The following is a 26,840-nucleotide window of genomic DNA, read 5'->3' as shown; positions in this document are numbered from 1 at the left end:
AGATAAAACCGATAATCATTATTTCAAAATTCACGCAGCAAGGAAAATTGCTCAAGCAGAACGTCATAGAAACTATGACAGAATATTATATCAAACCTTGTGTTTTTCTTAATTAAGGGGGTGATGATGAAAAGCCTTATTATAACATCTGAAAAAAATACGAACTTCTTGAAAGGAGTTCATCATGTATAAGCTTATCACAACAGCAGAAAACAATTTTAATAACCAAACTGTTCCAACCATGTCTAGTCGTGAAATTGCAGAGTTATGCGGTAAGCAACATGCGCATATTATGCGTGATATTCGACAAATGTTAGGAGAATTATATCCTGAAGGGGGTCAATCCAAATTTGGATCCACCTATTTAGATAAACAGGGTAAGACCCAAAACTGTTACAACCTTCCTAAACGTGAATGCCTTATCTTAGTTTCGGGTTACAGCATGACATTACGTGCTAGGATTATAGACCGTTGGCAAGAATTGGAAAAGCAAGCAGTAACACCACAAATCGACTACTCAAGTCCAAAGGCTATGATTGGCTTTTTGAATTACCTACAAGGTCAAATAGATCAAAAAGACACCATCATTGAAGATTTAACACCAAAGGCAATGGCTCTTGAAAGCTTACAGCGCCATAATGGGCTTTTTGGTCTTACAGAAGCCGCTAAAATACTCGAGATGCAACCAAAACAGTTCATTCTCTTCTTACAGAAAAAAGGTTGGGTTTACAGACGAGCAGCAGGTGGAAATTTGCTTCCTTATCAAGACAAAATCCAAAAGAAACTTATGGATTGTCCAACCATCACACTTCAAACCGCAAATGGAATAGAAAAGGTCATTCCTTGCGCAAAAATCACCACAAAAGGTATGGGGCTGCTGTCTCAAGAGATTAAAAGACAAAGCATGCATTAAGAGAAACAATCATGGAAAAGAAATACGAATTTACTGATAAAATCGATATGATTTATTTGCGTCAATTTTCAAAATTTTTAATTGACAAAATAATATCAGTATGTCTATTGTCGAATCAGGTGCTTGAAAAACACCTTAGATGCATAGCGGATGAATTGCCGAAACAGTTTATTTTCCGCATATTAAAGGCTTTGACTCGTTGTATGTTACACGCATATAATGACTTTGTCGGGTGTAGTTACGCTATACAATACTCTTTATGGGGAAAGCGTAACGACGGACTATGCACCGTGTTTTTCAGCACCCGGCATCCTTTATTGGATGTCAATGAAAAACATCTAACTGCATAGGAGTTCATTATGAACACTCTTATAAAAATTACAGAACAAACAATTGATCAGGAAACAGTTCAAACCGTTAATGCGCGTGAGTTGCATGCATTTTTGGAAAGCAAACAAGATTTCTCTACTTGGATAAAAAAACGCATCATTGCTTATTCTTTTCTTGAAAGGCAAGATTTTATTCTCTTCCACAAAAAAATGGAAGCGAACAATGCTATAGCAGTAGAATATCATCTCACCTTAGATATGGCGAAAGAGCTTTCCATGGTTGAACGTAATAAGAAAGGACGACAGGCACGTCGTTACTTTATTGAGTGTGAGAAAAAACTAAGAAACCAATCTGTTGATTATGATCGTGATACACGCTTTGATTTGCCAAGCTATTGGGAGGGAATGAACGCTGGTGAAAAAGTTTTATATCTTTTAGGTCCAATTCATGTGCGTCTTCTTGATGCCTTCAGAGTAGATGAAGAAAACAGAAAATATAAAGCTCTCATTAAAGAAGCGAAACAGGTCTTAGAAAGATCTGTCGTAAAAGCTGCTTAGTTTAAAATATGATTTCATTTCCTCGTCTTTTCAGACGGGGAGGTGGTCAATATCACACAGTCTCTAGAAACAGGATTGTAACAACCAACCAACTTTTAAACACCAGCGTGATTCACGCCACGGGGGAATTGCGCTCAAATAGGAGGAAATCAAGATGAGTGAACTAAGTACCACACAAACGGAATTAGTGGAAACAACGAACGATTGTGAAGTCAAATCTACAGCTATGGAGCTGATTTTAGAAAGAGCTTTAGACAATGATGTTGATCTGGATCGTCTCAAGCGTCTTCTTGAATTGCGAGAACAAGAGATAAAACGACAAGAGCGTCAAAACTTTGTCCGTGATCTTTCTGCTATGCAAATGGAATACAAAGATATCGAACAAAACGCCATTAATACACATATTAAAAGCCTCTATACCACGCTTGATAAATATATTGATTCAATCAAAGAAACTCTTGCAACACATCACTTTGCCTTGTTCTCTCGTATCAAAGAGCAGAGTTCAGACAACGTAACCGTAGAAATGACTTTAAAGCATATATCAGGCAATGAAATATCAACAGAAGGAACATTTCCTTTTGACGCTACAGGGAGCAAAAATAACATACAAGCGGTTGGTTCTACTCTCACCTACGCACGTAGATATCTCTTAGGCATGCTTCTTAATGTCGCAAGAAAAGAAGACGATACAGATGGCAACACGCTTCTTTCAGGTATCTCTCCTAAACAAATGAATGAAATCAAAGAATTAATTAAAAAAACACAATCTGAAGAAAGTAAGCTTATCTCTTTCGTAGGAGCAAAAAATCTAACAGATATGTCTTATAAACAAGCTCAAATCGCTTTGTTTTCTTTGAAAAAGAAGCAACGTTCACAAATGAAAAAAGCACAACAAGAGCAATTAGATGCACCTATACAAGATATTGAATATGCACCAACTCAACAACAAACGGCGGTGTGAGATGGAGCAAAGAACAGCAGAATGGTTTCAAGCAAGGCTAGGAAAAGTCACTGCTTCAAACGTTTACAACGTACTCAGTAAGACAGCAAAAGGTTTGCCTACAAGCAAATATGAAGACTACAAAACGAAACTCATGACAGAACGCTTAATAGAAGAAATAAGCCAATCTTATACAACACCTGCTATGCAATGGGGCATTGCATATGAAGAGAATGCCTTAAGAGAATATGAATTCATTTATGACGCAGAAGTCACAAGATGCGGGTTTATCCCCCACCCAAAAATGAAAATGGCGGGGGCAAGTCCTGATGGGTTGATTGGAGAGGACGGTTTAATCGAAGTCAAATGTCCACAATCAACGACTCATCTTCGTTTTTTTATGTATGACGAAATCAAGCCTGAATATATCGCACAAATGCAATTCCAAATGGCTTGTACAGGACGAAAGTGGTGTGATTTCATTAGCTATAATCCAAACTTTGTAGGCAAATCTACTGGTTTGAGAATGAAAGTCAAACGCGTCCTCCGTGATGAGAAACACATTGAAGAGATTAATAAAGCGGTCGAAATCTTTTTAGGGGAAATAGAACAAGAGATGCAAAAGATTTTGGCAAAAGCTGCTTAAACCTATGGGGGTGCTCTCTCCTTCTCCTCTTGCTTAAGCACCCCCACCCATTTAATTAACATAAAAAAGAGAAAGGTAATGAGATGATATTTGATGATGGAGATAGATATGTAACGACACGTGAGTGTGCACAGCTTTTTAGTGTATCCACAACAACGATTCGCAATTGGGTGCTTCAGGGGGTGTTTCCGGAGCCATATAAGCTAGGGAGAGCAGTGAGATGGAGAAAAAAAGAGATCTTAGCCTTCACTCCAAAGAAAAATAAGGAGCAAATAAGAACAAATTAGGTAAAATTATATAAACTGTAGAAGGTGGTCTAAAAGGTGGTCTGAAAATGGCTATTTAAAGAAAAAATCTATATATTTCAATATGCTAAACACAAAAAGTGGTGCCGCATGCCGGATTCGAACCAGCGACCCCATCATTACGAATGATGTGCTCTACCAACTGAGCTAATGCGGCATAGGTTTGTAAATCAATGAGACAAAACTAATTTGAGGGTAATAGCTAAAAGTACGTATAAAAGCAAGAATGCATTTTTTCAATAATTTATAAAATATGATAATAATTTGCAGGAGAAGTATGTAAAAGTCAGAGGACAGTATTCTTTGATCTTAATACTATAAATGCTTTCCAATTTACGATAGCACTCAAATTAAGAAGCTGGGAATGTAGATCCTTAGGATAGAAAATGGTGTCAAGATAACTTAGTAAAGATAAAAAAATTTCTGATTCTTAAGAAAGAAATTTGTTGAATAAGTGATTAGGAAAATAAAGATCATTATAAACCCTTTATAATGTGCAAATAAGATGAGTAGAATTAGTTGAAAAGTTACTTCTCATTTTTAGGGGAAGAAAAAGGGGGAGGATTAATAAAATTAATCACGTTTTTTTATTTAAGATGGAGTAAGATCATGTCGGATGAAGATCGGCTGATAGAACTAGAAATAAAGCTAGCTTACCAAGAAAAATTCATTGAGGAACTTTCTCGAGTGGTAACTAATCAATGGAAAAGTTTGGATGAGATATCTAAAAAAGTTGATGTCTTAGTGAGACGATTTTCAGATTTAAAAGAACAGAGTGTTACTGAAGCTGTTATTTTACCATTTTCTCAATAGGGAGAAGGTGCTTAAAAATTCTTCTGTTGATATTCTCTTGGATTTTTTTAGATGTAATAGGGTGGATATTACAGTGGGAGGAAGGTGCGAAATGTTCTTTATTACAATTGCAATTATTTACAGATTAGTTTTTATTTAACGCATTTTGTTAGATTTGTAGAATAATTTTTATAAGCTTCTTCATTAATTTCAAGAAGTTCCAATTTTATAAGGAGTGCTGATATTAGAAGACGTTTTTTATATGTGATTTCTAGTACTAAAATTAAGAAAAGTTTTTGTAGAGTATAAAAAAGCATCCATAAAAATATATTAACTTCAATATGTTAAGTTTTTTCTGTACAGAGTTTTCTATAGATGGGAGTTAGATTTATTCGCTAATTTTTTTAAATTGATACAAATGAAGCGATGTTATCGTTATCCATAGAAATCATAAGTGAGCGCGTATATTTATAATAGAGCGTTTTAATCCATTCTGATGATCAAGTTATTTTCAGTTGTTTTAATCGGGTGAGGTGCTCTAAGCGATATCGGTTGTGTATAGTACAAAAAGCTCTAGAAGTCTTTTTCAAGATTAAATATATTCTTCGTTATATGTATATGATATTTGGTGAAAAGGTTTTTGTTTTTCGTAATTTAAGATACAAAATACTATTGCTAAAGCACCAAAGATAAACCATGCTGGTAAATAAGTGAGAGTAATGCAAATTGAGGACAGAAAATCAGGCATTACCTTGCATAGAGATTGATTAAGGTGATAGACATCTGTTTGCAGAAGGTTTATTAAAATTTTATTAAAGGGGGTTGTTGTCCAATGGGATGTGATTACAGAGTGTGCGTTATCAATGACCAATGCTATAATGGTTAGTGTAACGAAAATGAAGGACATTAATTTAAATAAATAGTGGAGCATATTTTTTCTTAAAACTTCAACGGGGCATATGTATAATGCACAAAAAAATAAGGAGTTGCATTATGATAAGAAAATAAGTTTACGTTTGTTTTGTGTTTTTTGAAAAAGGTGCCTAATTTTTCGATAAAAGTTGAGGTTAGGCTCAACAAAAGTAATGAGGCATGATGTTTGAAAAAAAGCACAATGAATTGAAGCGTAGCCTTCAAAATCGCCATATTCAAATGATTGCTTTGGGTGGCGTTATTGGGACGGGACTTTTTTATGGGTCAACCGAGGCAATTCAATTAGCTGGTCCCTCAGTCATTTTATCTTATCTTGTCGGCGGACTTATTATGTATTTCATTATGCGAATGCTTGGTGAAATGTCAGTAGAAGAACCGTCTTCAGGAGCATTTAGTTTTTTTGCTTATAAATATTGGGGGAGATTAGCTGGTTTCATAACAGGTTGGAATTATTGGTTTCTTTATATTCTTGTGAGCATGGCTGAACTTACAGTGATAGGGTTTTACCTTGATCATTGGATTTTGATTGATCACTGGAAGGCATCTTTCGTTGTTCTTTTATTTGTTACATTCATTAACTTGTTTAATGTTCGTTTTTATGGAGAATTTGAATTTGCTTGCGCTTTGATCAAAGTGGCTGCTGTTATTGGTATGATTATTTTGGGAATTTTTCTCATTGTCACTGGACTAGGGGAAAATCAAGCGAATATTCATTATCTTTGGGACCATGGCGGTTTTTTCCCTTATGGAGCAGTAGGGGTTGTTTTAGCGACTTCTGTAGTAATGTTTTCTTTTGGAGGAACAGAGCTTATTGGTATTGCTGCTGGAGAGGCATCTGATCCACAAAAAACAATTCCAGCGGCTATCCGTCAAGTTATGTGGAGGATTATAATTTTTTATATTGGTTCTATCAGCGTTATTATGATAATCAGCCCTTGGAATATGATTGGAAAAAATGGTAGTCCTTTTGTTACAATTTTCGAGACTATAGGAATTCCTGCTGCTGGTCATATTTTGAATTTTGTGGTGATTATGGCTGCTATTTCTGTTTACAATAGTGGCATTTATTCTAATGGACGTATGCTTTATAGTTTAGCTGTACAAAAAAATGCACCACATATTTTTAGTAAACTGAGTGCTGCTCGTGTTCCTTATATTGCTATCCTTTTTTCATCATTCTGTACGGTGTTGATTGTCGTTGTTAATGCTCTTGTTCCTGATAATAGTTTCATGCGGATCATGGCTCTTGCAACTGCAGCAGCAGTGATTACTTGGGCTATTATTGTTATTGTTCATTTGAAATTTCGCAATGCACATAAGAACAGAAAAGGCAACTTTACTTATGCGTTTGGTTTATATCCTTACGCTAACTATCTTTGTCTCTGCTTTCTTGCTTTATTATTTTGCATTATGTTTATCAGTGGTTTTGGGCAAAATGGATTGATGACTCGACTTTTTGATATGATAGGAATAAGCGTGCCTTTTCTTGAAACATATATTCCTGTACAGATGCCTGATATGAGTTTGGCAGTCATTATTATTCCTCTATGGTGCTTATTATTACTTTTAGGTTATAAACTGAAACGATAGAGAAAGAAGAGCTAATAAAAGGGATTGATTGGAATAAATCTTGGGGACTATAAAATTTGATGAGGTAACACAAGTTTTTGGTGATTTGTGTGTTTTAAGGAATATTACTGTACAGCTTACCGAAAAACGAATTGCTGTTATAGGTGCGAATGGTTCTGGAAAAAGTACATTTGTTCGTCTTATTAATGGACTCCAATTACCATCTCACGGTTTTGTAAGCGTTGATGGGCTTGATACCAAGCGCGATGCAAAAGCAGTAAAGCGTAAAGTTGGATTTGTATTTCAGAATCCCGATAATCAGATTGTTTTACCATTAGTTGAAGAGGACTTATCATTTGGTCTCAAAAATTTAAAGCTTAGTAAAGATGAAATTAAGGAGCGTGTAGATGAAATTTTACAGCGCTATGAACTTCAAGACTTCAGAAATCACGCTGTCCATTTATTAAGTGGTGGACAAAAACAACTCGTTGCTATTTCCGGTGTAGTTGCAATGAAACCAGACTACATTATTTTTGATGAGCCGACGACATTACTTGATTTGCGAAATAAGCATCGCGTTACGCAAGTGATAGAAGAATTACCACAAACGGCAATAGTTGTATCGCATGATTTGGAGTTTTTGAAAAAGTTTGATAGAGTGCTGGTTTTTGATAAGGGGGAGATAGCAATTGATGATGTACCTTTTGTTGCTATCAAGGAGTATATAAGAAGAATGTCATGATCGGTTTATATATTCCAAGGGATACGTTTATTCATAGGTTAAGTCCTGGAGTTAAGTTATTATTTCTTGCGACGTGTGGAACTTTTATAATAATGGTTTCTTCCATAGCGCTTCTTGGGTTATTTTTGTTGTTGGTCATCTTATTCTATAGAGTCGCCAAGGTCCCTCTCAAAACTGCGATAAAGCAATTTAAATCGATGGGATTGCTTTTAGTTCTTCTATTTGTATTTCAAACTATTTTTAGCGGTTGGCTTACGGGGGTTGAGGTCATATTACGTCTTGTTATCCTCTTTTCTTTATCATCACTTGTTTCATTCACAACAAAAGTTTCAGATATGGTGGATGCAATTGAAGTTGGGCTTCAGCCTTTTTGCTGTTTTGGTATAAATCCATCAAAAGTGAGTATGGTTATCTCTATGGCGATCAGGTTTATTCCTCTTTTGAGTGAAAAGTTTAATGAGGTACATGAAGCACAGCAAGCACGGGGACTTAATACTAACATTGTCGCTCTTGCGATACCTTTAATTATACGAACCATAAGAATGGCTTCAGAAGTGGCTGAAGCATTGGAAGCGCGTTCTTATGATGCTGATACCATTGATACAGCATCTCATAATAATCAAAGTTTTTTATAGTGAAAGAAGAATTAAATGAATACAAAAGATTTAGTTTATATTGCTTTATTTGCCGCTATTTATGCTATTTTGGGCCTTTTCCCTTCTATTTATCTTCCTTTTCTTCTAGGGGTACCTATTACAGCTCAATCGATGGGACCGATGCTAGCAGGGTCTATTCTTGGGGCAAAAAGGGGTGCTTTAGCGTCACTCCTTTTTCTTGTTCTTGTTGCGATTGGATTACCTCTGTTGCCTGGTGGTCGCGGTGGGATCAGTGTCTTTTCAGGGATTGCAAGTGGTTACTTAATAGGTTTTCCATTTGCTGCATTTTTTATTGGTTTAATGGTAGAATTGTTTTGGAAGCGGTTAAATTTTATAACATTATTTGTGATAAATATTGTTGGTGGCATTGGGATAATTTATTCTTTTGGTGTTCCATGGACAGCGTATATGACCAAAGTCTCTTTACCGAAGGTTTTAATGGCTTCATCAGGTTTTTTGATAGGCGATTGTTTAAAAGTGTTGATTGCATCCTTTGTTGCACTCGCGATTAAAAGATCTGTTCCTCTCATTCATTCAAAGCATAATAAGAACAAGCTAAAATAAATGTATTATTTTGTTATGCTGTTATTATATGATATTCATGTATCACAATAAGTTTACTGAATTTAACCATAGTAATCTATGATGTAATTAAACATTGTAGAATCTAATGTGATTTATATAAGTGATATTATTAAAATAAATTATTATAGTATTTTTCTCTATATCTAAGGCATTTAAAGTGTACTTTTATAAATCTGATACTTTTTATTAATTATACAACAATAACAAAAGTTTTTTCATAGTGAAGGAAGAATTCAGTGAATACAAAAGATTTAGTTTATATTGCTTTATTTGCCGCTATTTACGCTGTTTTGAGTCTTTTTCCTCCTATTTATCTTCCTTTTTCGCTGGGTGTCCCTATTACAGCTCAGTCTATGGCTCCGATGTTAGCAGGCTCTATACTTGGAGCGAAAAGGGGAGCTTTAGCATCACTTCTTTTCCTTGTTCTTATTGCGATTGGGTTACCTCTATTGCCTGGTGGTCGTGGTGGAATTAGTGTTTTTTCAGGAGTTACGAGTGGTTATCTGATTAGTTTTCCATTTGCTGCATTTTTTATTGGTTTAATGGTAGAATTGTTTTGGAAGCGGTTAAATTTTATAACATTATTTGTGATAAATACTGTGGGCGGCATTGGGATAGTCTATTCTTTTGGAATACCATGGGTAGCTTATATGACTCAGGTTCCTTTGCTGACGGTTTTAATAAGTTCATTAGGTTTTTTGGCTGGTGGTTTCTTGAAAGTGCTGATTGCATCCTTTGTAGCGTTGACCATTAAAAAAATCGCTCCTCTCATTCATTCTTAAAAAGGGGTAGTTCTGTACTGAAGAACAATTTTTGCCAAATGTATGTGGATTAAAAAGTACCACGGAATACCATTCTGTTTTATTTACTTTTTATTGGTATTTTTATCTGTATAGCTCTCAAAGGTAGCCATACGAAAGTTGAAGATTTCGGCACCAAAATTCATTTTTTTGCTTTCAGGAGCAGACCCCTAAATAGTCAATTAATATCATTTTATTCAACATGCTTGTAAGTTTTATTCGATTTGCATATTATATGCATAACGCCTTAGGATTATTTATTATTTTTTTATATTTTCAGTTAATTAATCACTAATTTTTAAAGTATTAAATTATATTAATTGTACAAAAACATCGATAATTCAGTGTTCATTTAAAACTCTTGATGTACATAATACCCTTATAAATGTGTTAATATAAGGTATAAAAATAAGATTTGAATGGGATGAAGCTAAAACAAAAAATAATCTTAGAAAGCACCGTGTAAGTTTTGAAATGGCTGCATGTGTTTTTTCGGACTCATTCTCCATAGCTAAACAAGATCGTATTGAAAACGGAGAGTATGGTTAGCAAGCTTTAGGGCTCATGGATGGTTTTTTTATTATTATTCGTAGCGCATACTGTCTATGACGATAAAGATGGCATAGAGGGAATCCGTATTATTTCAGCACGGCGAGCTAACTTGAAAGAAAGGAAACGTTATAAAGAAGAAAGTTCGTTATGAAATTGAGGTAGGTAACTTATCACCTTTGACAGATAAACAGAGAGTTGAAGTTGATAAACTGGCTGTAATGCCGGACAGTACAATTGATCATAGAGATATTTCGTCACTCAATGATGCGTTCTGGAAAAACGCCGTTCTCAATCCGTTCTATAAACCAACGAAAACTGTTGCTAACTGTGCGTGTGGATTCAGACATGCTAGCGTGGCTTAAAAGTCAAGGAAAAGCAAAATAAACCTCATTAGCAGAATTTTTTAGACACTAATTCCTCTAACTGTTGGCAAATTTTAAGCCTATTTTACTCTGCCTGCACGGTCATCTCAAGATTGTTGTTGTTGAAGGTGTGATGGAAGATATCACTCTGGATGGGCATAAAGTTGAGAGGAGACTTCAGGGAGAAATCACCACGGCTTTTCCAAATCTTATTGGGAAACCGACCAGTCTGCGCCAGATAGAGCAATGGCTTGATCAAATCAATCGACTTTTCTCACGCCAAGCCACCATTAATCTTGGTACGGGGTGCAATTCGGGTGGTTTGATACTCGATGTTCATATTGAAAAACAGAAACCTTGTCTTATCACGCTTTCCAGCGATAATCTTAGCGCTCAAGCGACAGGGCTTTATCAAACGCGCTTGAGCCTTTCTTTTGATGATCTGTTAGGGATCAATGGTCGTTTAGCTATCAGCGCTCCATGGATGGTGGTCCGTATCATTTTTCTCACAAGCGTCCCAATAGTGATACTCTAACGGGATCATTTTCTCTTCCCTATGGCTATTGGACAACAGGTTTTGATGGGACGTGGAGCCAATATCATTCAAGTGTTAAGGGAATATTTTCCGATATTATGACTGCGGGTAAGTCTTTATCGCTGACACCGTGGATTTCACGGGTTATCGACCGTGATCAAGAGGGAAAGACCTGGCTTACAGGACGGTTAACATGGAAATATTCTGATAATTTTATTATGGGCAGTCGGGTTGATGTTTCCAGCCGTAAATTGGCTATTGCAACCTTTGAGCTTGATCATTCGCGCAAGTGGCTTGGAGGAGAGTTAAGCGCGCATATAGGGTTTCATAAGGGTTTGGCAATTCTTGGCGCTTATGATGATAAAGAGCAAGAGAATGCAACAAAAAATGCTCCCAAAGGGCAATTTTCCAAATTGTCTTTTTCTCTAGGCTACGTGCGTCCTTTTTCGCTCAAACAGTATAACTTTCGCTATAACATGCTGTTTTCAGGACAATTATCACCCGATACGTTGTTTAGTTCAGAGCAAATGTCGCTTGGTGGTAATTCATCTGCGCGCGGGGTGTGTGAGGCGATTTATTACGGTAACAATGGGGTGTTTTGGCGCAATGAATTGTCGCTGTTGTTGCCAGGTTTTTCTTCGAGAATGGGGCGTAAATTTGTGAGCCAATTTTCCCCTTATATGGCGCTTGATCTGGGAGCCGTGGCCAATGATGTAAGCAAAAACAGTTTTGGCGGGTGTCTCGTTGGGGCAACTCTTGGTTTCCATGCAACCGGAGAAATTACGGACGTTGATGTATCTTATTCGAATATTTTAACCCAATCAACAGTGCGAGAAAAGGGAAATGCGACAGGGTTATTTCAAGTGCGGGCATTATTGAGATTTTAGAGCAAAGGGGCGGTAAAAAATATCGCCTTTCTGTTTACACCCATATGGGGTGTTTTTTTTAAGAGATAAAGAATTTTATGAGGAGCTAAAAATGCGGGGATTGAAAGATCAAAAGCACAAATTGGGATATGGATACAAGCGAGGGCAGCGCGTTTTTTGTGTTTTGCAGCGAGGGATCCATAAGGGGCTTTCACTTGTTTTAAGTTTTTGCTTAGCTTTTCAGCCTTTGTTGTTGCAAGCACAAGCGCTTGAAGCGCGAAGTCCTGTTGCACAAGAGAGCCAAGGGATTAAAGCAGCTGACGGGGTTGGCTCTGTTTTCCGCCCCACGGTGGGGAAAGCCGGCAATGATGTGCCGCTGATTGATATTGTTCGCCCCAATGGACAAGGTCTTTCTCATAACAAATATGACAATATTATACAATAACTTCTATGAATTCCTCTGTAAAAGAATTATAGCTAATTTGGAATGACGCTTTTGTTGGGCGGTTTCCTTTTGAAATACACTGTTAAAGCCGTCATCCTTTTTTGTTTTCAAAAATGCAAGAATTGTTAATCACTTTTAGGGGGATCATCTATGAAAACCTATACCTTAGCTGATGTTGCAGTATTAATTGATAAATATCCGGATGTTATCGACTTTGGCACTGCAGAGGATGCACCTGATGATATATTGATTGAAAAGGCTGAGAGAACTCTTGGTTTACAATTCACCTCGTCCTACAAAAGTTTTTTAAAAAATTATGGAGGAGGAGAAATTGGAGGTTATGAAATTTTTAGCATTTATAACGCAAGTTTTGAAGATAATCCTGCTGGTGATATTGTTTATTATCACTTAACAGATATAAAAAATGGTTTAGCAAAACCACAGCAGCTTGTTGTCAATAGAACAGATTTTGGTGAAACCTTTTACTTTGATTATACTCAGTTTCAGGATGGTGAGTGCCCGCTCTATCTTAGATTTCCACCTAGCAATCCCCAGTATTACGCAAGTAATTTTTATGAATTTCTCTGTAAAAGAATTATGGAACATGCTGGGGGGTAATGACGATGCAAACTAAAGATGTCACAGAGATTTTAAAAAGACTGGGCTGGGAGCCTTATCGTGATAACGTGGGTGATACTTTTGCGCATTATCATCTTCCCGATCGCATTATTGACATTGGCTATGGTGTAAAAAATTATGGAGAGAGAGGCAAAGAGTTTTTGCTTTCGGCTGATCTCACCACCGCTGCTTATTGTCTTGGCTGGGAATATTCTAGAGGTGAAAAATCACAGCGTAAATATGGAGATATGCTGTTTTACGCGAAGGAGGATTTTAATGTTAAAGTTCCGGATCTTTCCGAAAGCCATATCACAACCGCTTTAAACAAAGTGGTTGCATGGGCGCAAGCACAGGATATTGAAAAAAAGTTGTGCGAGGAAGCTGCTGATCATTCTGCCGTTGCACAAGCATTACTTGGTGATATGGAGGCTTTAAGGAGTGATAGATCTACTCCAAAACTATCTGTGCCAGAATTTGCTGATTATAAAACAATGACATCGGATGATCGCCTGCTTTTTTTTGCACAGGCCTATAAAAATGGGGAATTAGATGATATTCTAACGCGCAAAAAAACCAAACAGCGCTCGATAAGCCTCACAGCAGCAATGCGCGTTCTCAAAACACAAGGGTGGTTTTCTACGGAGCCTGGAAAAATGTGGTTGATTTTGCCCGACCGCTTTATTCAATTTGATTTTGGTTTTATACGTCTCCATGACAATTACAATGTCCGTATTGAAGCTGAAATATCTAATGAAATGATTTCTGTCGCTTGCAATTGTATTCACTATAGTGACGAATATTGGTGCGTTTCTCCTACGGGGCTTTATAATTCTTTTAATACGATTGGGGGGGGATTTTTAGTGGTTTTGGTAAAGGTATTGATATTTGTGTAGAGACATTAGATGAGCAAGAGCTTATCAAAATCTCTGAGCGGATAATACAGTGGGCACGTGCCCAAGATTTACAAGCATCAATAGAAAGCAAAACGCTTATCCAAAAATATAGCTACAATATAGATATAGTCTGGCATTTAGCTTGTTTAGCATTAACAGGTCAAATTGATGTCCTGAAATCTTATCAAAATTTTTTAGAAGCCGGTACGATTTCTGAAATTTTGGATGACCGTGAAGTAGAGAGATATATTAACCAGGCCGTTCAATTTGCTGAAGAATATCTGAAAATCCTTAATGAGCGAAAAGCTATAGATGATCGTCTTAGTTTACAAGATTTGTCTTTTCTTAATACAGTTTCTGAAGACTTAAAAAGGATGGACTGGACAGTCTATCGTGATAAAAATTACAATTGCAATGCTTATTTTATAAAGAAAGATCGTATCATTAATATAGTGTACAACCTTGATAAAAACGGAGAGACACCATTTGTTACCTTCAAGGTTTCTCTTTCAACACTTGGTTTTTCTACAGCTTATCGATCTATTTTCATCAATACTCCCCAATATACCGTTCTTAAAGAATCAGAAGAAGTTTATGCAGTTTCTAGTACTGAATTGGATGAAGGTAAACTGAAGCAGATCTGTGCGGATATTTTGTGCTGGGCTGATCGACAAAATGTGAATCAAATCATCTATGATTATGCGGCTTTGTCCCCAGACAGTGAATATGATTTTGCGAAGTTGCACCTTATTGCACTTATTCTTATTGGGGATGTTGAAAAACTCAAATTTTATAAGGAAAGTTTGAAGGATAAAAACTTTTCAGCTTTGATAAGGGAAAACATAGCACATATTATTGATAACGTCCTTACTCTTGCACGCCGTTATCGGACTGGTTTTCCTAAAAATGCTCCGATTTTAAGCTTGGATGCGCAAACAGCATCTGTTGCTTCTAAAACAACTTCTGTTGAAGTGGCAGAGGAAGTGGATGAAGTGGATGACACTGATGATCGTCTCACCATGGAAAGTGCTCATGCACTTTTAAAAAGCCTAGGCTGGTCAACCGAGAAAATCAATGAGAATGACCATATGGCAAGCTATCAATTGGCTGATCGTGAAGTAGATATTCTTTATAACGACGAAATTGCCAAAGACTACCCGCAATTTGATAGCGCCTTTATGATTAGCACGGGCATTCTTTCCACCGCTTGTAAATTCATTGATCCTACCCACACGGAAGATATTCCAGATATACAGCTTAATTTTGAAGCCAAGGGATTAGAAATCTTTGAACCAGAAGTCACTGCGGATCGTTTAACACAGGCGCTTGATGATGCTTTAGAATGGGCGGTAACAGACATTGACCTTTCTAAAAGACTTCGCTCTGATTATGGCACTGCTCCTTGGGAAAAAAGCACCACGTCCAAAGCAAACGATACGGATTATGCTTTACTTCATCTTGGCGCTCTTGCTTTATTGGGTGATGTTGAGACCTTACAATCTTATCAGAAAAGCTTTACGGCAGAGGATCACCTAGGCTTTGACGAGAGCATCAACAAAACCCACCTTGAACGTGCATTAGCTTTAGCCAAAGAAGTAGCAAAGGTGAAGCAAGTGAGCTACGCTTTAATTAAACAGGTGGCAAAAGGATTTCGATAATCACTCAGAGTTTTCTAGCGAGGAATAATCTCGCTCTTGGAAGGAGAGTGTATTAAGTCTATTTAGAACAAAGAATACATTGATTATTTTGAAAAAATCGAAGGGGCTTATAAATCATGAAATGGATAAAGAAAAAAATTATGGGGGCAGCAGAGCCTGTGGAATTTAAAGGTCAAAAAGTTTATCAGGAAGATGAACTGTTTGAGCCTGAAACAGTTTCTTCTTGGAAAGAAAAAGGACAGATAGTAACAGGTACAAATGTGGAAAGAATGGTATCAGGAAGAGCTCCTATTGGAGTCGATTGTAGGCCTATTATGTTACATCCTATGACACAAGAACAAGATAGTCCTCTCGCTGAAGTTCTCTACTCATTTTATCAAGACAAGAGTTTGGTTGCTCATATGAAGCCAAAGACAAATTTTATCAAAAAAGTTATTTGTTGGATTTCAAAAAAAGTCTCCTAAGCAGGAAAAAAGAAAAAGTAATTATTGCAAATATTGGAGTAATGACACTAAAAGGCGCTCTCTAAGCTTTAATGATCATCCCCTTTAATTATATCATATATTGTAAATGCGAGATGATTTTACAGACACAGATGAGAAAAGAGCTCCTTCAAGAAAATATCCCTTATGATTCTATCAATGTAATCCCAATTCCATTGGCTATGATAGAGAAATATTGATCAGTAGAAACACTAATTATTAGTAAAAACACGCTGTGACTTATGGAGAAAAATTTATGAAAAGTTATACTTTATCGGATGTTGCACAATATATTGATATGCATAGTCATGCTATTAATTTTGGTACTAAAGATAATGCTCCTGATGATGTAAGGATTAAAACAGCTGAGAATACTCTCGATTTACAATTTACCTCTTCCTATAAGGGTTTTTTAAAAAATTATGGAGGCGGAGAAGTTGGAGGTGAAGAAATATTCAGTATTTATGAAATCTGTGCTGGTATTCCTGCTGGTGATATTGTTTACCGAAATTTGCTCGATAGAAGAGATGGCTTTACGAATCCCAAACAACTTGTTATCTGCACAACTGATTTTGGTGAAACCTTTTACTTTGATTATACTCAATTTCGGGATGGAGAGTGCCCGCTCTATCTTAAGTTTCCACTTGATGATCCCCAATATTACGCAAGTAATTTTTATGAATTTCTCTGTAAAAGAATTAAGGACCATGCAGGGGAAGATTCATGAAAACCTATACCTTAGATGATGTTGCAGTATTAATTGATAAAGTTAATAAATATAATGATGATATTATCAATTTTCGTACTGAAGAAAATGCGGCTGATAATCTACAGATTGAAAAGGCGGAGAAAGCTCTTGGTTTGAAATTCACATCTTCTTACAAGAGTTTTTGGAAAAAACTATGGAGGAGGGGAAAAATGCAAAAAATCTTAAAACTATTGAGCAGCATGGCTCTCTTAAGTACAGCTGGATGTCAGTTAGGCAATCCTCCCCCATCGACTTTGGTTTTATGGGAAAAGCCTAAAGCAGATCGGGCTGTAATTGAACAATCACTTTTAAAATGTGGCTGGAAACCGGTTTATGCTTCTTCTAGTGATATGAATTCGTATGCAAGTGAATTTGCTTCAGTATATGAGTGCATGAAAAAAGCAGGTTTTCGATATAAATTGCAGGATTCAAAGGGGATTTATTTTACACAACCTCCGAAAAGTGACTCGTTCCTAACCGATCTCATGATAGCTGGATATCAGCAATTTATGGACAATGATACTTTTGGTCTAAGCAATACGAGCAAGAAGGAACGGGCCATGATAACTCATTTTGAGAATGAAAGAAAACGTCAACAAACAAGAAAATCTTTGCAAAAGCGATCATCAAAGCATCCTACCCATTCTTAAAGAGTTAGTTGAACAAAAAGCACGAATGATGGAGGGAGTCAAAATAGTGCTCTTCTTTATTCAAGCGGATGAGACGTTGAATCTAATGGTTGATCAGCTCACCAACAAGGCAACAGTAGGTTTTCTTTCAACTTATTTTTTAGAGAATGTGCATTTTGATCAGCCTCACAGAATTCTGGAAGCCGATCCGACAAATAGAAAAGGTCTTGTGATCAATAAAGGGGCATGTTTTCGCTTTTATCATGGTGGTGAGAATGGGGTAGGTACCTCTTTTACCGCGTTCCAGGGCGTGGAAGGATGTCTTTTGACGAAGATCTTGAAGCAGGAAAGGATTATTATATATATCTCATCCTAAAAGATCAGACGAATGAGATATCCTTTAAAATTTCTCAAAATCCGACGGTTCCTGATGGCTATACAGAGGATAATTCTGAAAAGATTGGTGGATTTCATACGCTATGTGCGGATGTTGGTGAGATTGAATATCATCTCTTATCGGGTTATCAAGCGGGGGATGTTTTGCCCAATTCTGTTTGGTGTTTAAATCACCGTCCACGTAGTGACCCAGAGGGAATGGTTTACAATCCGTGGCATAATATTTGGGTTGATATTTATCTTCAATCAGGGACAGGTGTAAATGCAAAGTCGGCATATGGTGTTCCGATTACGACCAATCGTAGCTATGCGGATCATGCTTTTGATTTTTGGTCTGTTAATAAGAGATTTTTGACGAGTGATGAGTTCTCGCCATGCATGTATAGAAGTAATCAAGCAACCAGTATTGTCGACAATCAAGCGCCTTCTCCTAAGACGTCTGGAGGACACGTTGATACAAACAATAGACGGATGATTTCGCATATTGGTTGTGAGGATGGTTGCGGTTATGTGTGGCAATATTTGTCTGGTTGTTATCCAGTGACTAAATGGCATACAGGGGAGCAAGGAAGCAGTTTACGTGTAGACATAAATGTTATGTTGGGAGGAGGCGATTGGACTGGTGGCTCTAACAATGATCATCTTGTGCGGAACTTTGCGCATTCTCGTTATGTCGAAGATGAAAAAATAGGCGCCCGTGGATGTAGCGAGCCACTTTATTATAATTAGCGCGAGATTGATTAGAACATCATTTTATTCCGCCCCACTTTTGTGGGGCTTTTTTTATGGAGCGTCAGATGAGAAAGATATCGAAAGAAGGATTAGAACTTATCAAACAATGGAAAGGATTGCGTTTAGAGGCTTATAGAGATACGGCATGTATCTGGACGATTGGTTATGGTCACACCAACAATGCGGGTCACCCCCTTGTCAAAAAAGGCATGTGTATTAACAAAGAGCAAGCAGAAGAAATCCTTTGTGAAGACTTAAAGCAATTTGAGAAGACGGTAGAGGAATCGGTCACGGTTTCGTTAACGGATTGCCAATTCGCGGCATTGGTATCGTTTTGCTATAACGTAGGAACAGCTTCTTTCCGCAAGTCAACATTGTTGAAGAAGCTTAATCAAGGCGATTATGAAGCCGTACCTGTTGAATTACAGAAATGGAATAAGGTTGGTGGGAAGCCTCTTGCGGGTTTAGCCAACCGCCGAGCAGCAGAAGCGGGATTATGGGCAAAAGGGGCTTATGTTTCTTCAAATTATCAAAGGGTAGAAACGAAAACAGCAACAGGTCTTTTCAAGGTAGAAGAACTTGCCCCGATTATAGGGTCTTGTTCAGGTTTTGGAGGTTTGTTAGCAGGCAATGGACCGGTGCAATGGGCTTTAGCAGGCATAGTGGTTTTAGCGGCTGTAACGGGCATAGTGATTGTCGCCAAGCGTTTTCGGGAGCAACGCTTATGATTTTTTGGCTAAAGAAATATTCTCTTATGTTTACAGCGGCTTTAGCCGTTTTTTTTATGGCTTTAGCCAAGGCGTTTCACCTTGGCAAGCAAAGCGAACGGCAAAAGCAAACAGAGAATGCTTTAAAGACAGCAACAACGCGGCTTGAGGTAGAAAATGAAGTTAATCAAAAAAGTGATGCTGGTGTGCGCTCTGAACTTTCTCGTTGGGTGCGCGGCAAATAGGTCTGTTTCTTGTGGTGGCTGGTTGCCCATTTATTTGGATAACAAGGATGTTGCGGTCATCAGTTCCAACCTTGCAAGAGATATTTTGAAGCATAACAAGCAGGGAGCCCATTTATGTGGTTGGAAAGATGGTCAAGAAACGAAGCAGCAAAGATAAAGATCTTACAGAAAAAGAACAACAACTCCTTCACGAGATGATAGAGACCTATCAAGGTTTAAAGATGATGTCACGCATCATGAAATTGATTGCCTTTATTGTCTTTATGTTTATTATCGATTTTGCCCGCTTTATGGATACTCTAGAAAGTATCTTCTCACACCTCAAAAAGTGGCTAACAAAAAGTTGAAAAACTTTTTCTTTAAGAAAAGAAATTAATATTAATGATAAGTAACACTATGTTTAACTAAGTTAAATTTTTTAACTAAGCTAAATAATGTTAATCATTAAAATTCTTAAAGAGGAAATATTATGAGTGAAAAAAGTGACTTATAGCAGCTAAAGTAGATATGAATCTAAAAGCGCATTTATGGCTATAGCTGAAATAAAACACCGTCCAGCATCTCAAATTTTACGTGATCTTATTCGTGTGTACGTTGAAAATAATAAGATACTCAATAAAGAAACGCTTGAAATTTCTCATAAAAGCGATAGCAATGAAAATGTTTTTTATGCTGAAAATATTGCTGATTTGATTAAGCAACTGGATATCTGATTATGCGTTCAGTGAGTTATTCAGGAAAGTTTAAAAAGGATGTAAAATGAGCAAAAAAGCGTGGAAAAGATATGCGAAAGTTCACAGAAGTTATGTAACTTCTAATTCATAAGAAGCAATTGCTATCTATTTTAAATGATCATATATTACAGGGAAACTAGAAGCCTCATCGAGATCTTCATATAGAACCCGATTGGTTATTAATTTATATAGTTGATGAAAAGCGTGTCCATTTTGATAGGACAGATACGCATTCAGATTTATTTAAGTAAGAAGTTGATTATGCCCTTTAAAAAAACTGATTCGCAATAATTGAGAGGCATGTCACAAAATCCTATTCCCTAACCTTTATTTACGAATCCATCATGTTTTAAAAATATAATAAAACAAGATACTAAATAAGGAAAAATAAAAAGTGGTGCCCAGACGCGGATTCGAACCACGGACACGCGGATTTTCAGTCCGCTGCTCTACCAACTGAGCTATCTGGGCATGCTTCATAAAAAATATAAAGCGCTTGCGGTTATAACATTAAAATTTTCTCTGTCCAGTCATCAAAAGAAAAATAATTGATTTTTTAATAAGTTTATCTCCCTATTCTAGAGAGTTATCAATGAATCTTTATCATAAAATAAATTTGATAGGCATATTGGATGCGTTAGTGTATTGTTAGTAGAATGCTGTCTTATCGTGGTGATGATACAAAAAATTAAAAGAATCAACCGAGAAGCATGATTAAGAAAGGTTTTTTGATAAAGTTTCCGTGAATTTTAAGCATACGAAATAATAGAAAGTATTTTTGACTTTTTTCTAAAAAGATTATTGATTAGTCTTTATAATAATTTGTTTTTCTTTATAAAGAAAAAAACATCTAAAAGGGGAGAAATAATGATAATGTTACAAAAACCAAGCAGTCGTCCCAATAATACTAATTTTTCTTCAGGTCCTTGTAGCAAACGGCCTGGTTGGACTCTTGATGTTCTTAAAAATGCATTAGTTGGGCGTTCACATAGATCTAGAGAAGCAGAATTAAAACTTGCTGAAGTTATTAATTTAACCCGTGAGATTCTTGAGGTTCCTTCTGATCATCGTATAGGAATTATGCCCGGTTCAGATACCGGTGCTGTTGAGGCTGCTCTATGGTCTCTATTAGGTGAGCGTGGCATTGATATGGCGGCGTGGGAAAGTTTTGGATTTGGGTGGAATAAAGATGTTGTCGAGCAATTAAAGCTTTCTGATGTGCGTCGTTTTGAAGCTCCTTATGGTGAAATACCAGATTTAACACAACTTGACTTTGATCGTGATGTTGTTTTTACATGGAATGGGACAACTTCTGGTGTGCGTATTCCTAATGCAGATTTCATTCCCCATGAGCGGGCTGGATTGACCATTTGTGATGCAACATCTGCAGCTTTTGCGCAATATCTTGATTTTTCAAAATTAGATGTTGTTACTTTTTCATGGCAGAAAGTTTTGGGAGGTGAGGCTGCGCATGGTATGGTGATTTTAAGTCCTCGTGCTGTTGAGAGGCTTGAGAATTATGTTCCAGCTTGGCCTATGCCTCAACTTTTCTATATGACAAAAAATGGAAAATTGAACGAAGATATTTTTAAAGGAAAGATAATCAATACACCTTCTATGCTTTGTGTTGAGGATTTTCTTGATGGGTTGAAGTGGGCAAAATCTCTAGGAGGTGCAGCGGCATTAAGAGCACGGGTGGAGAAAAACTTTTCTGTACTTGATGCTTTTGTTCGCAAAACACCATGGTTAGAATATTTGGCAAAAGATCCTGAAGTGCGTTCTAACACCGCTATTTGTTTAGATATTGTGGATCCAGTGATTACTGCTTTGGATACGGAAAAGCGAGTATCTTTCATAAAAGCGGTTGTGAAACGTCTTGATGAGGAAGGAGTTGCTTATGATATTGGTTCGTATCGCGATGCTCCTCCGGGGCTTCGAATTTGGGCGGGTATAACAATTGAGGCTTCCGATCTTGAAATTTTAACACAATGGCTTGAGTGGGCGTTCCAGGTTGAAAAAGCACAGCTTTAAATAATTACTGGTGATTTTCACAGGGTGTTTTTAAACAGAAAAAGGATACGAGAGATTATGATGATCTTTCGTATTCTTGTATCAGACAAACAGCCTCTAAATATTACATGAATTGTAAAAGATTAAGAGGAGGAATAAATGCTCTGTCAGGTGTTGGATACGCACAAATTAAAATCTCTATTTTTTTACTTTTTGTAGCAAAAATGACAGATTTAAAATATTTTGGTATTTGCTTATCTTTATTATCATAAATTTGAAAATTTAATCACTTGAAGATTGAGAAAAATCTGAAATGAGGAGTCGCACTTGCTCTAAGGTTTCGTTATAAAGAAGTGTTTGTTTTTGAATGCTGGTTTTTTTGACTAAACACGACGGAGAAAGTTATGGCCAATGTAGTTGTTGTCGGTACACAATGGGGTGATGAAGGCAAAGGTAAAATTGTAGATTGGTTGTCTGAGCGAGCAGATATCGTGGTGAGATATCAGGGGGGGCATAATGCTGGCCACACATTGGTTATTGATGGAGTTAGTTATAAATTATCACTTTTACCATCGGGTTTAGTTCGTGGGAAGTTATCAATTATTGGGAATGGTGTTGTAGTTGATCCCCATCATTTTGTAGCAGAGTTAAAAAAACTACGTGATCAGGGCGTGAAAATCACACCAGAAATTTTACGTATTGCTGAAAATGCTCCTTTGATTCTTTCTTTGCATCGTGATCTTGATGCAATTCGAGAAAGCGGTTTATCTGGTTTAAAGATTGGTACAACAAAGCGTGGTATTGGACCGGCTTATGAAGATAAGGTGGGACGTCGTGCTATCCGAGTGATGGATTTAGCAGAAAAAGATACACTTATGGCTAAGATTGAGCGGCTTTTGAGGCATCATAATGCTTTGCGTCGTGGGATGGGTGTTGCAGAGATTGATTCTCAAGCGCTTTATGATGAATTGATGCAAGTTGCGGATAAAGTTTTGCCCTTTATGGATTGTACGTGGCGTCTTTTAGATGAAGGTTATCGAGGAGGGAAACACATTCTTTTTGAAGGTGCGCAAGGTGCTTTACTCGATAATGATTTTGGAACTTATCCGTACGTAACATCATCGAATACAGTTGCTGGGCAGGCATGTACAGGTTCAGGGATGGGACCTAGTGCAATTCATTATGTTTTGGGTATTGCAAAAGCGTATACCACACGTGTTGGAGAAGGGCCTTTTCCTACAGAGCAGATAAATGATATTGGTGAATTTCTGGGAGTGCGTGGGCATGAATTTGGTGTTGTAACGGGTCGAAAGCGTCGATGTGGTTGGTTTGATGCTGTTTTAGTCCGTCAGATGGTAGTAGTTTGCGGTGTTCAAGGTATAGCATTGACAAAACTTGATGTTTTGGATGGTTTGGATGAAATAAAAGTTTGTATTGGTTACGAGCTTGATGGTAGAAGGATTGATTATTTACCTTCTTCCATGGGAGCCCAAGCCCGTGTGAAGCCTATTTATGAAACATTAGAAGGTTGGAAGGAAAAAACAGCCCATGCATTGAGGTGGGAAGATTTACCAATGCAGGCTGTTAAATATATACGCTATATTGAAGAACTGATTAACACAAAAGTGGCTTTATTATCTACGAGTCCAGAACGCGAAGATACTATTCTTATTACAGATCCTTTTGCAAATTGATTATTATTTTTAGGTTTCCATATAGATCTTTTGTTCACTTCTATATCTTTTAACAAAAAGAGCTTTTAAGAGTGCGTGAAAGAAAGGTGTAAAATGACATTGTTTATTTTTCATATTCATTTTACACTATGACAATAGTTGTACCAATATAAATGACAATAAACTTATGAGCCTAAAATAAAGCTGTTTTAGCCTGAGTTCTAGGGGTTCTTTGCTTAGTTTAAGAGAGATTATAGAGGAAATGGTAGATTTCGTTGGAATCTTAAAAAAGGCAATTAATGCACAAAATAATGTTACATCACAAGTGCGTAAGCGAATTTATAAACGGGCTATCGAAACACTAGAATATCAATTTGTAACAGCAAAAATACCACAAGCAATAGCAGATGAACAAAGAAAGATTCTTCATAGTGCTATTGCAACTGTTGAAGAGGAATATTTAGCAGTTGAAAAGAAGTTGCTTTCTTCAGTTATTGGGTGGGATCCCACAAATATAAATGAAGATAAGAAATATACAAAAAAAACTATATTACCAAAGAATAATGAATTTTCAGTGGTAGACATAAAAAGAAAGCAGGATTTTGTTACACATCCAAAGGATAGCAAGTTATTTGATGAGCCTTGGGTATCAGATATACCAGATGCAGAGCCTGTTAATATGGAGGCTGATGTACCTTCTCAGCATGTTAATAGCTGTGAGTTAAAGATTTCTTCGTCGCAAGAAGATAATCCTCATATTGTTTCGCATATTTTTTCTCAGGCTTTACGTCGTGCTAATAAATCATTGGTGCAAAGGCGTATTGTGATAAGTGCTGTTTCTGTTGTTAGTTTTGCTGTTTTTACTATTGGTATTTTTTTTATTGGTGGGCGTGTATTTGTATCAAATGATCATCAAGTGTTAGGAGAAAATCTTCAAGTTTCTCACGAAGTACCAAAGGCACTTTCGGTTAAGAGAAAGTTAACACAACGTTTATTAGAGGATGGGAGTGAAATTGATGTCGGTTTAAAACAAGCGACAGATTCTTCGGATGAAGAAGGAGTCTCAACCGTTGTTTCCAGCAATTTGCAATCGCTTGATAAATTAGGTGAAGCTGTTTTTTATCAAGCACGTACAAATTATGATGCAGAAAAGATAGCAACGGGAAGTGTTCGCTGGACGCTTATAAAGGAGTCTTATGTGAAGGGGGCTCCAGAAGAAACAGCCATACAAGGTGATATAACAATTCCTGATGAAGGGCTATCATTACGGTTAATTTTACGTCGCAATACCGATCGGTCATTTCCTGCTGCATATATTATGGATCTTATTTTTATTCTTTCTGATAAATTCTCAGGGAAAGCTATAAGCAGTGTTCAAGCATTAACCTTTAAAGCAAGTGAACAATCTATTGGGCAGCCTTTAGTAAGAACTATTTCTACAAAAATTAATGATGATTTTTTTCTTGTTGCATTGAGTGGTAATCATCCATTTCTTGATCGAAATTTGCAATTGATGCGAGAATTAGATTGGGTGCGTTTAGTGTTAACGGATAAAAACGGACGTATAAATGAATTAACTTTTGCAAAAGGACCAACAGGTGAGTCTATTTTCAATAAAGTTATTGGACAATGGCTTGCACAACAAGATAAGTTAACAGTTCTTGATCAGAAAAATAAAACATAGATGCAAATAAAATAAAAGGTTATTTCTCGATATTGATTTTTATAGTTATATCAAACACGCTCAATAAAATTGTATACTACAACTCAAAGGATTCTACAGACTAATTTACAAGTACAAAGCCAATATACGCTTTTCTCATTTCTACTTTAAAAATGCGCAAACAATTGGCTTCATACCTAATTCTAGAGTCTTATACTTGACTTTGAGATAAAGCAGAATCTCTGATAGAATTTTGCACTTTTTCAAATGCACGCATTTCAATTTGCCTTACTCGTTCTCGACTAATGTTAAATTCACCAGAGAGTTCTTCTAGAGTTAATGGTATATCGTTTAAACGACGTGCTTTGAATATACGTTTTTCACGTTCATTGAGATTGTCCATGGCATTTATAAGCATGGAACGACGATTCTCCAATTCACTTTTTTCAATTAAAACTTGTTCTTGATCGTTAGATTCATCCACCAACCAATCTTGCAACTCGCTGTTTTCCCCTTCTTTTGTACGAAGGGGTGCGTTGAGTGAAGTGTCACCACCAAGTCGGCGGTTCATTGATATAACTTCATCTTCTGAGACATTCAACTGAGTTGCAATTTCTTTTACTTGTTCTGCATTGAGATCACCGTTATCAAGTGCTTGAAGTTTACTTTTTAATTTACGAAGGTTAAAAAACAAGCGCTTTTGATTAGCTGTTGTCCCCATCTTCACCAAACTCCAAGACCGCAATACATACTCTTGGATTGATGCTTTAATCCACCATATTGCATAGGTTGCAAGACGAAAACCACGTTCTGGCTCAAAACGCTTAACAGCTTGCATGAGTCCAACATTGCCTTCTGAAATGACTTCCCCAATGGGGAGTCCATAGCCGCGATATCCCATCGCGATTTTAGCTACAAGACGCAAATGACTGGTTACTAGCCTATGCGCTGCTTTTAAATCATTATGCTCACGGTAACGTTGAGCTAACATATATTCTTCTTTTGGATCAAGCATTGGAAAACGACGTACTTCTTCCAAATAACGGTTTAATCCACCATCGCCTGCGGTTACTGATAACAAACTCATATGGGCCATAATAGCACCCTCCTTTTGTCTGAAT

At 36.9% G+C, this 26,840-nt stretch carries 25 protein-coding genes, 2 tRNA genes and 5 pseudogenes; 28 read left to right on the top strand and 4 right to left on the bottom strand.

Annotation, left to right across the window (positions count from 1 at the left end; all coding sequences use genetic code 11):
- Positions 1–184: 184 nt before the first annotated feature.
- The 5 genes from ACFIJQ_RS02200 to ACFIJQ_RS02180 all read left to right on the top strand — a co-directional run bounded on the left by ACFIJQ_RS02200 (position 185) and on the right by ACFIJQ_RS02180 (position 3,676).
- Complete coding sequence (locus ACFIJQ_RS02200; RefSeq protein WP_375628321.1) at positions 185–913, top strand: Rha family transcriptional regulator; 729 nt, start codon at positions 185–187, stop codon at positions 911–913.
- 359 nt (positions 914–1,272) lie between these two features.
- The gene (locus ACFIJQ_RS02195; protein WP_375628319.1) at positions 1,273–1,800 is read left to right on the top strand and encodes an antA/AntB antirepressor family protein; all 528 of its coding nucleotides are present in this window, start codon (positions 1,273–1,275) and stop codon (positions 1,798–1,800) included.
- A gap of 154 nt (positions 1,801–1,954) precedes the next feature.
- Entirely contained in the window at positions 1,955–2,764 is an 810-nt protein-coding gene (locus ACFIJQ_RS02190; protein WP_375628317.1) for an ERF family protein, read from the top strand.
- A gap of 1 nt (position 2,765) precedes the next feature.
- Positions 2,766–3,389, top strand: coding sequence for a lambda exonuclease family protein (locus ACFIJQ_RS02185; RefSeq protein WP_375628315.1), 624 nt, complete (start codon positions 2,766–2,768; stop codon positions 3,387–3,389).
- Positions 3,390–3,472: 83 nt separating this feature from the next.
- Positions 3,473–3,676 (top strand): AlpA family transcriptional regulator, encoded by a 204-nt coding sequence (locus ACFIJQ_RS02180; protein ID WP_015856272.1) that lies wholly within the window; start codon positions 3,473–3,475, stop codon positions 3,674–3,676.
- Positions 3,677–3,775: 99 nt separating this feature from the next.
- On the opposite strand, the gene ACFIJQ_RS02175 is transcribed toward ACFIJQ_RS02180, so the two are convergent.
- Positions 3,776–3,851 (bottom strand) — tRNA-Thr (locus tag ACFIJQ_RS02175).
- A 452-nt stretch (positions 3,852–4,303) separates the two neighbouring features.
- Here ACFIJQ_RS02175 and ACFIJQ_RS02170 point away from each other — a divergent pair.
- The 6 genes from ACFIJQ_RS02170 to ACFIJQ_RS02145 all read left to right on the top strand — a co-directional run bounded on the left by ACFIJQ_RS02170 (position 4,304) and on the right by ACFIJQ_RS02145 (position 9,753).
- Positions 4,304–4,507: a SlyX family protein gene (locus ACFIJQ_RS02170; RefSeq protein WP_375628313.1), complete on the top strand. Its 204-nt coding sequence runs from the start codon at positions 4,304–4,306 to the stop codon at positions 4,505–4,507.
- Between the two features lie 1,074 nt (positions 4,508–5,581).
- Positions 5,582–7,009 (top strand): amino acid permease, encoded by a 1,428-nt coding sequence (locus tag ACFIJQ_RS02165; RefSeq protein WP_273787839.1) that lies wholly within the window; start codon positions 5,582–5,584, stop codon positions 7,007–7,009.
- A gap of 40 nt (positions 7,010–7,049) precedes the next feature.
- Positions 7,050–7,730 (top strand): energy-coupling factor ABC transporter ATP-binding protein, encoded by a 681-nt coding sequence (locus tag ACFIJQ_RS02160; RefSeq protein ID WP_012754688.1) that lies wholly within the window; start codon positions 7,050–7,052, stop codon positions 7,728–7,730.
- A complete protein-coding gene (locus tag ACFIJQ_RS02155; RefSeq protein WP_375628311.1) occupies positions 7,727–8,365 on the top strand; it encodes an energy-coupling factor transporter transmembrane component T family protein in 639 nt (212 codons plus the stop codon). Before ACFIJQ_RS02160 ends, ACFIJQ_RS02155 begins: the two co-directional genes overlap by 4 nt.
- Positions 8,366–8,380: 15 nt before the next feature.
- Positions 8,381–8,950, top strand: a complete 570-nt coding sequence (locus ACFIJQ_RS02150; protein ID WP_375628310.1) for a biotin transporter BioY — start codon at positions 8,381–8,383, stop codon at positions 8,948–8,950.
- A gap of 257 nt (positions 8,951–9,207) precedes the next feature.
- A complete protein-coding gene (locus tag ACFIJQ_RS02145; protein WP_012754691.1) occupies positions 9,208–9,753 on the top strand; it encodes a biotin transporter BioY in 546 nt (181 codons plus the stop codon).
- A gap of 42 nt (positions 9,754–9,795) precedes the next feature.
- Here ACFIJQ_RS02145 and ACFIJQ_RS02140 read toward each other — a convergent pair.
- Positions 9,796–9,975 (bottom strand): annotated as a pseudogene (locus ACFIJQ_RS02140) (single-stranded DNA-binding protein); the annotation flags it as partial.
- A 270-nt stretch (positions 9,976–10,245) separates the two neighbouring features.
- On the opposite strand from ACFIJQ_RS02140, the gene ACFIJQ_RS02135 reads away from it, so the two are divergent.
- The 14 genes and pseudogenes from ACFIJQ_RS02135 to ACFIJQ_RS02070 form a co-directional block, all read left to right on the top strand.
- Entirely contained in the window at positions 10,246–10,320 is a 75-nt protein-coding gene (locus tag ACFIJQ_RS02135; protein WP_375628330.1) for a hypothetical protein, read from the top strand.
- Between the two features lie 498 nt (positions 10,321–10,818).
- Positions 10,819–12,107, top strand: a pseudogene (locus tag ACFIJQ_RS02130) (ShlB/FhaC/HecB family hemolysin secretion/activation protein).
- Between the two features lie 91 nt (positions 12,108–12,198).
- A pseudogene (locus ACFIJQ_RS02125) lies at positions 12,199–12,519 on the top strand (hypothetical protein); the annotation flags it as partial.
- Between the two features lie 162 nt (positions 12,520–12,681).
- A complete protein-coding gene (locus ACFIJQ_RS02120) occupies positions 12,682–13,149 on the top strand; it encodes an SMI1/KNR4 family protein (protein WP_375628308.1) in 468 nt (155 codons plus the stop codon).
- Between the two features lie 5 nt (positions 13,150–13,154).
- Positions 13,155–15,728, top strand: a pseudogene (locus ACFIJQ_RS02115) (DUF6990 domain-containing protein).
- An 88-nt stretch (positions 15,729–15,816) separates the two neighbouring features.
- Complete coding sequence (locus ACFIJQ_RS02110; RefSeq protein ID WP_273788704.1) at positions 15,817–16,164, top strand: HNH/ENDO VII family nuclease; 348 nt, start codon at positions 15,817–15,819, stop codon at positions 16,162–16,164.
- Between the two features lie 274 nt (positions 16,165–16,438).
- Positions 16,439–16,909 carry an SMI1/KNR4 family protein gene (locus ACFIJQ_RS02105; RefSeq protein ID WP_375628306.1) on the top strand — a complete coding sequence of 157 codons (471 nt, stop codon included), beginning with the start codon at positions 16,439–16,441 and terminating at the stop codon, positions 16,907–16,909.
- A gap of 191 nt (positions 16,910–17,100) precedes the next feature.
- Positions 17,101–17,580 carry a hypothetical protein gene (locus tag ACFIJQ_RS02100; RefSeq protein WP_338071679.1) on the top strand — a complete coding sequence of 160 codons (480 nt, stop codon included), beginning with the start codon at positions 17,101–17,103 and terminating at the stop codon, positions 17,578–17,580.
- A 297-nt stretch (positions 17,581–17,877) separates the two neighbouring features.
- Positions 17,878–18,684, top strand: coding sequence for a hypothetical protein (locus ACFIJQ_RS02095; protein WP_375628304.1), 807 nt, complete (start codon positions 17,878–17,880; stop codon positions 18,682–18,684).
- 68 nt (positions 18,685–18,752) lie between these two features.
- Positions 18,753–19,415 carry a lysozyme gene (locus ACFIJQ_RS02090; protein ID WP_375628303.1) on the top strand — a complete coding sequence of 221 codons (663 nt, stop codon included), beginning with the start codon at positions 18,753–18,755 and terminating at the stop codon, positions 19,413–19,415.
- Positions 19,412–19,639: a hypothetical protein gene (locus ACFIJQ_RS02085; protein ID WP_012754703.1), complete on the top strand. Its 228-nt coding sequence runs from the start codon at positions 19,412–19,414 to the stop codon at positions 19,637–19,639. The genes ACFIJQ_RS02090 and ACFIJQ_RS02085 overlap by 4 nt, the downstream gene beginning before the upstream one ends.
- Positions 19,640–19,755: 116 nt before the next feature.
- A complete protein-coding gene (locus ACFIJQ_RS02080; RefSeq protein WP_375628301.1) occupies positions 19,756–19,986 on the top strand; it encodes a hypothetical protein in 231 nt (76 codons plus the stop codon).
- A 180-nt stretch (positions 19,987–20,166) separates the two neighbouring features.
- Positions 20,167–20,352, top strand: a complete 186-nt coding sequence (locus tag ACFIJQ_RS02075) for a hypothetical protein (RefSeq protein WP_375628299.1) — start codon at positions 20,167–20,169, stop codon at positions 20,350–20,352.
- 176 nt (positions 20,353–20,528) lie between these two features.
- A pseudogene (locus tag ACFIJQ_RS02070) lies at positions 20,529–20,624 on the top strand (type II toxin-antitoxin system YafQ family toxin); the annotation flags it as partial.
- Between the two features lie 144 nt (positions 20,625–20,768).
- On the opposite strand, the gene ACFIJQ_RS02065 reads toward ACFIJQ_RS02070, so the two are convergent.
- A tRNA-Phe gene (locus ACFIJQ_RS02065) sits at positions 20,769–20,844 on the bottom strand.
- A gap of 396 nt (positions 20,845–21,240) precedes the next feature.
- Here ACFIJQ_RS02065 and ACFIJQ_RS02060 point away from each other — a divergent pair.
- The 3 genes from ACFIJQ_RS02060 to ACFIJQ_RS02050 all read left to right on the top strand — a co-directional run bounded on the left by ACFIJQ_RS02060 (position 21,241) and on the right by ACFIJQ_RS02050 (position 25,740).
- A complete protein-coding gene (locus tag ACFIJQ_RS02060; protein WP_273787843.1) occupies positions 21,241–22,404 on the top strand; it encodes a phosphoserine transaminase in 1,164 nt (387 codons plus the stop codon).
- 383 nt (positions 22,405–22,787) lie between these two features.
- Entirely contained in the window at positions 22,788–24,077 is a 1,290-nt protein-coding gene (locus tag ACFIJQ_RS02055) for an adenylosuccinate synthase (RefSeq protein ID WP_273787844.1), read from the top strand.
- 241 nt (positions 24,078–24,318) lie between these two features.
- The gene (locus ACFIJQ_RS02050) at positions 24,319–25,740 is read left to right on the top strand and encodes a hypothetical protein (protein ID WP_375628297.1); all 1,422 of its coding nucleotides are present in this window, start codon (positions 24,319–24,321) and stop codon (positions 25,738–25,740) included.
- 190 nt (positions 25,741–25,930) lie between these two features.
- Here the strand turns inward: ACFIJQ_RS02050 and rpoH are convergent, their stop codons facing one another.
- Positions 25,931–26,815: an RNA polymerase sigma factor RpoH gene (gene rpoH / locus ACFIJQ_RS02045; protein WP_375628295.1), complete on the bottom strand. Its 885-nt coding sequence runs from the start codon at positions 26,813–26,815 to the stop codon at positions 25,931–25,933.
- Between the last annotated feature and the right edge of the window lie 25 nt (positions 26,816–26,840).

This window comes from Bartonella sp. TT67HLJMS, from assembly GCF_042193375.1.
GTDB lineage: Bacteria > Pseudomonadota > Alphaproteobacteria > Rhizobiales > Rhizobiaceae > Bartonella > Bartonella grahamii.
This window is presented reverse-complemented; position numbering and strand designations above follow the sequence as displayed.

Excerpts from the sequence above, each read along its gene's own strand:
- ACFIJQ_RS02200 (WP_375628321.1), top strand. The coding sequence starts at position 185 with ATGTATAAGCTTATCACAACAGCAGAAAACAATTTTAATAACCAAACT.
- ACFIJQ_RS02195 (WP_375628319.1), top strand. The coding sequence starts at position 1,273 with ATGAACACTCTTATAAAAATTACAGAACAAACAATTGATCAGGAAACA.
- ACFIJQ_RS02190 (WP_375628317.1), top strand. The coding sequence starts at position 1,955 with ATGAGTGAACTAAGTACCACACAAACGGAATTAGTGGAAACAACGAAC.
- ACFIJQ_RS02185 (WP_375628315.1), top strand. The coding sequence starts at position 2,766 with ATGGAGCAAAGAACAGCAGAATGGTTTCAAGCAAGGCTAGGAAAAGTC.
- ACFIJQ_RS02180 (WP_015856272.1), top strand. The coding sequence starts at position 3,473 with ATGATATTTGATGATGGAGATAGATATGTAACGACACGTGAGTGTGCA.
- ACFIJQ_RS02170 (WP_375628313.1), top strand. The coding sequence starts at position 4,304 with ATGTCGGATGAAGATCGGCTGATAGAACTAGAAATAAAGCTAGCTTAC.
- ACFIJQ_RS02165 (WP_273787839.1), top strand. The coding sequence starts at position 5,582 with ATGTTTGAAAAAAAGCACAATGAATTGAAGCGTAGCCTTCAAAATCGC.
- ACFIJQ_RS02155 (WP_375628311.1), top strand. The coding sequence starts at position 7,727 with ATGATCGGTTTATATATTCCAAGGGATACGTTTATTCATAGGTTAAGT.
- ACFIJQ_RS02150 (WP_375628310.1), top strand. The coding sequence starts at position 8,381 with ATGAATACAAAAGATTTAGTTTATATTGCTTTATTTGCCGCTATTTAT.
- ACFIJQ_RS02120 (WP_375628308.1), top strand. The coding sequence starts at position 12,682 with ATGAAAACCTATACCTTAGCTGATGTTGCAGTATTAATTGATAAATAT.
- ACFIJQ_RS02110 (WP_273788704.1), top strand. The coding sequence starts at position 15,817 with ATGAAATGGATAAAGAAAAAAATTATGGGGGCAGCAGAGCCTGTGGAA.
- ACFIJQ_RS02105 (WP_375628306.1), top strand. The coding sequence starts at position 16,439 with ATGAAAAGTTATACTTTATCGGATGTTGCACAATATATTGATATGCAT.
- ACFIJQ_RS02100 (WP_338071679.1), top strand. The coding sequence starts at position 17,101 with ATGCAAAAAATCTTAAAACTATTGAGCAGCATGGCTCTCTTAAGTACA.
- ACFIJQ_RS02095 (WP_375628304.1), top strand. The coding sequence starts at position 17,878 with ATGTCTTTTGACGAAGATCTTGAAGCAGGAAAGGATTATTATATATAT.
- ACFIJQ_RS02090 (WP_375628303.1), top strand. The coding sequence starts at position 18,753 with ATGAGAAAGATATCGAAAGAAGGATTAGAACTTATCAAACAATGGAAA.
- ACFIJQ_RS02085 (WP_012754703.1), top strand. The coding sequence starts at position 19,412 with ATGATTTTTTGGCTAAAGAAATATTCTCTTATGTTTACAGCGGCTTTA.
- ACFIJQ_RS02075 (WP_375628299.1), top strand. The coding sequence starts at position 20,167 with ATGGCTATAGCTGAAATAAAACACCGTCCAGCATCTCAAATTTTACGT.
- ACFIJQ_RS02060 (WP_273787843.1), top strand. The coding sequence starts at position 21,241 with ATGATAATGTTACAAAAACCAAGCAGTCGTCCCAATAATACTAATTTT.
- ACFIJQ_RS02055 (WP_273787844.1), top strand. The coding sequence starts at position 22,788 with ATGGCCAATGTAGTTGTTGTCGGTACACAATGGGGTGATGAAGGCAAA.
- ACFIJQ_RS02050 (WP_375628297.1), top strand. The coding sequence starts at position 24,319 with ATGGTAGATTTCGTTGGAATCTTAAAAAAGGCAATTAATGCACAAAAT.
- rpoH (WP_375628295.1), bottom strand. The coding sequence starts at position 26,815 with ATGGCCCATATGAGTTTGTTATCAGTAACCGCAGGCGATGGTGGATTA.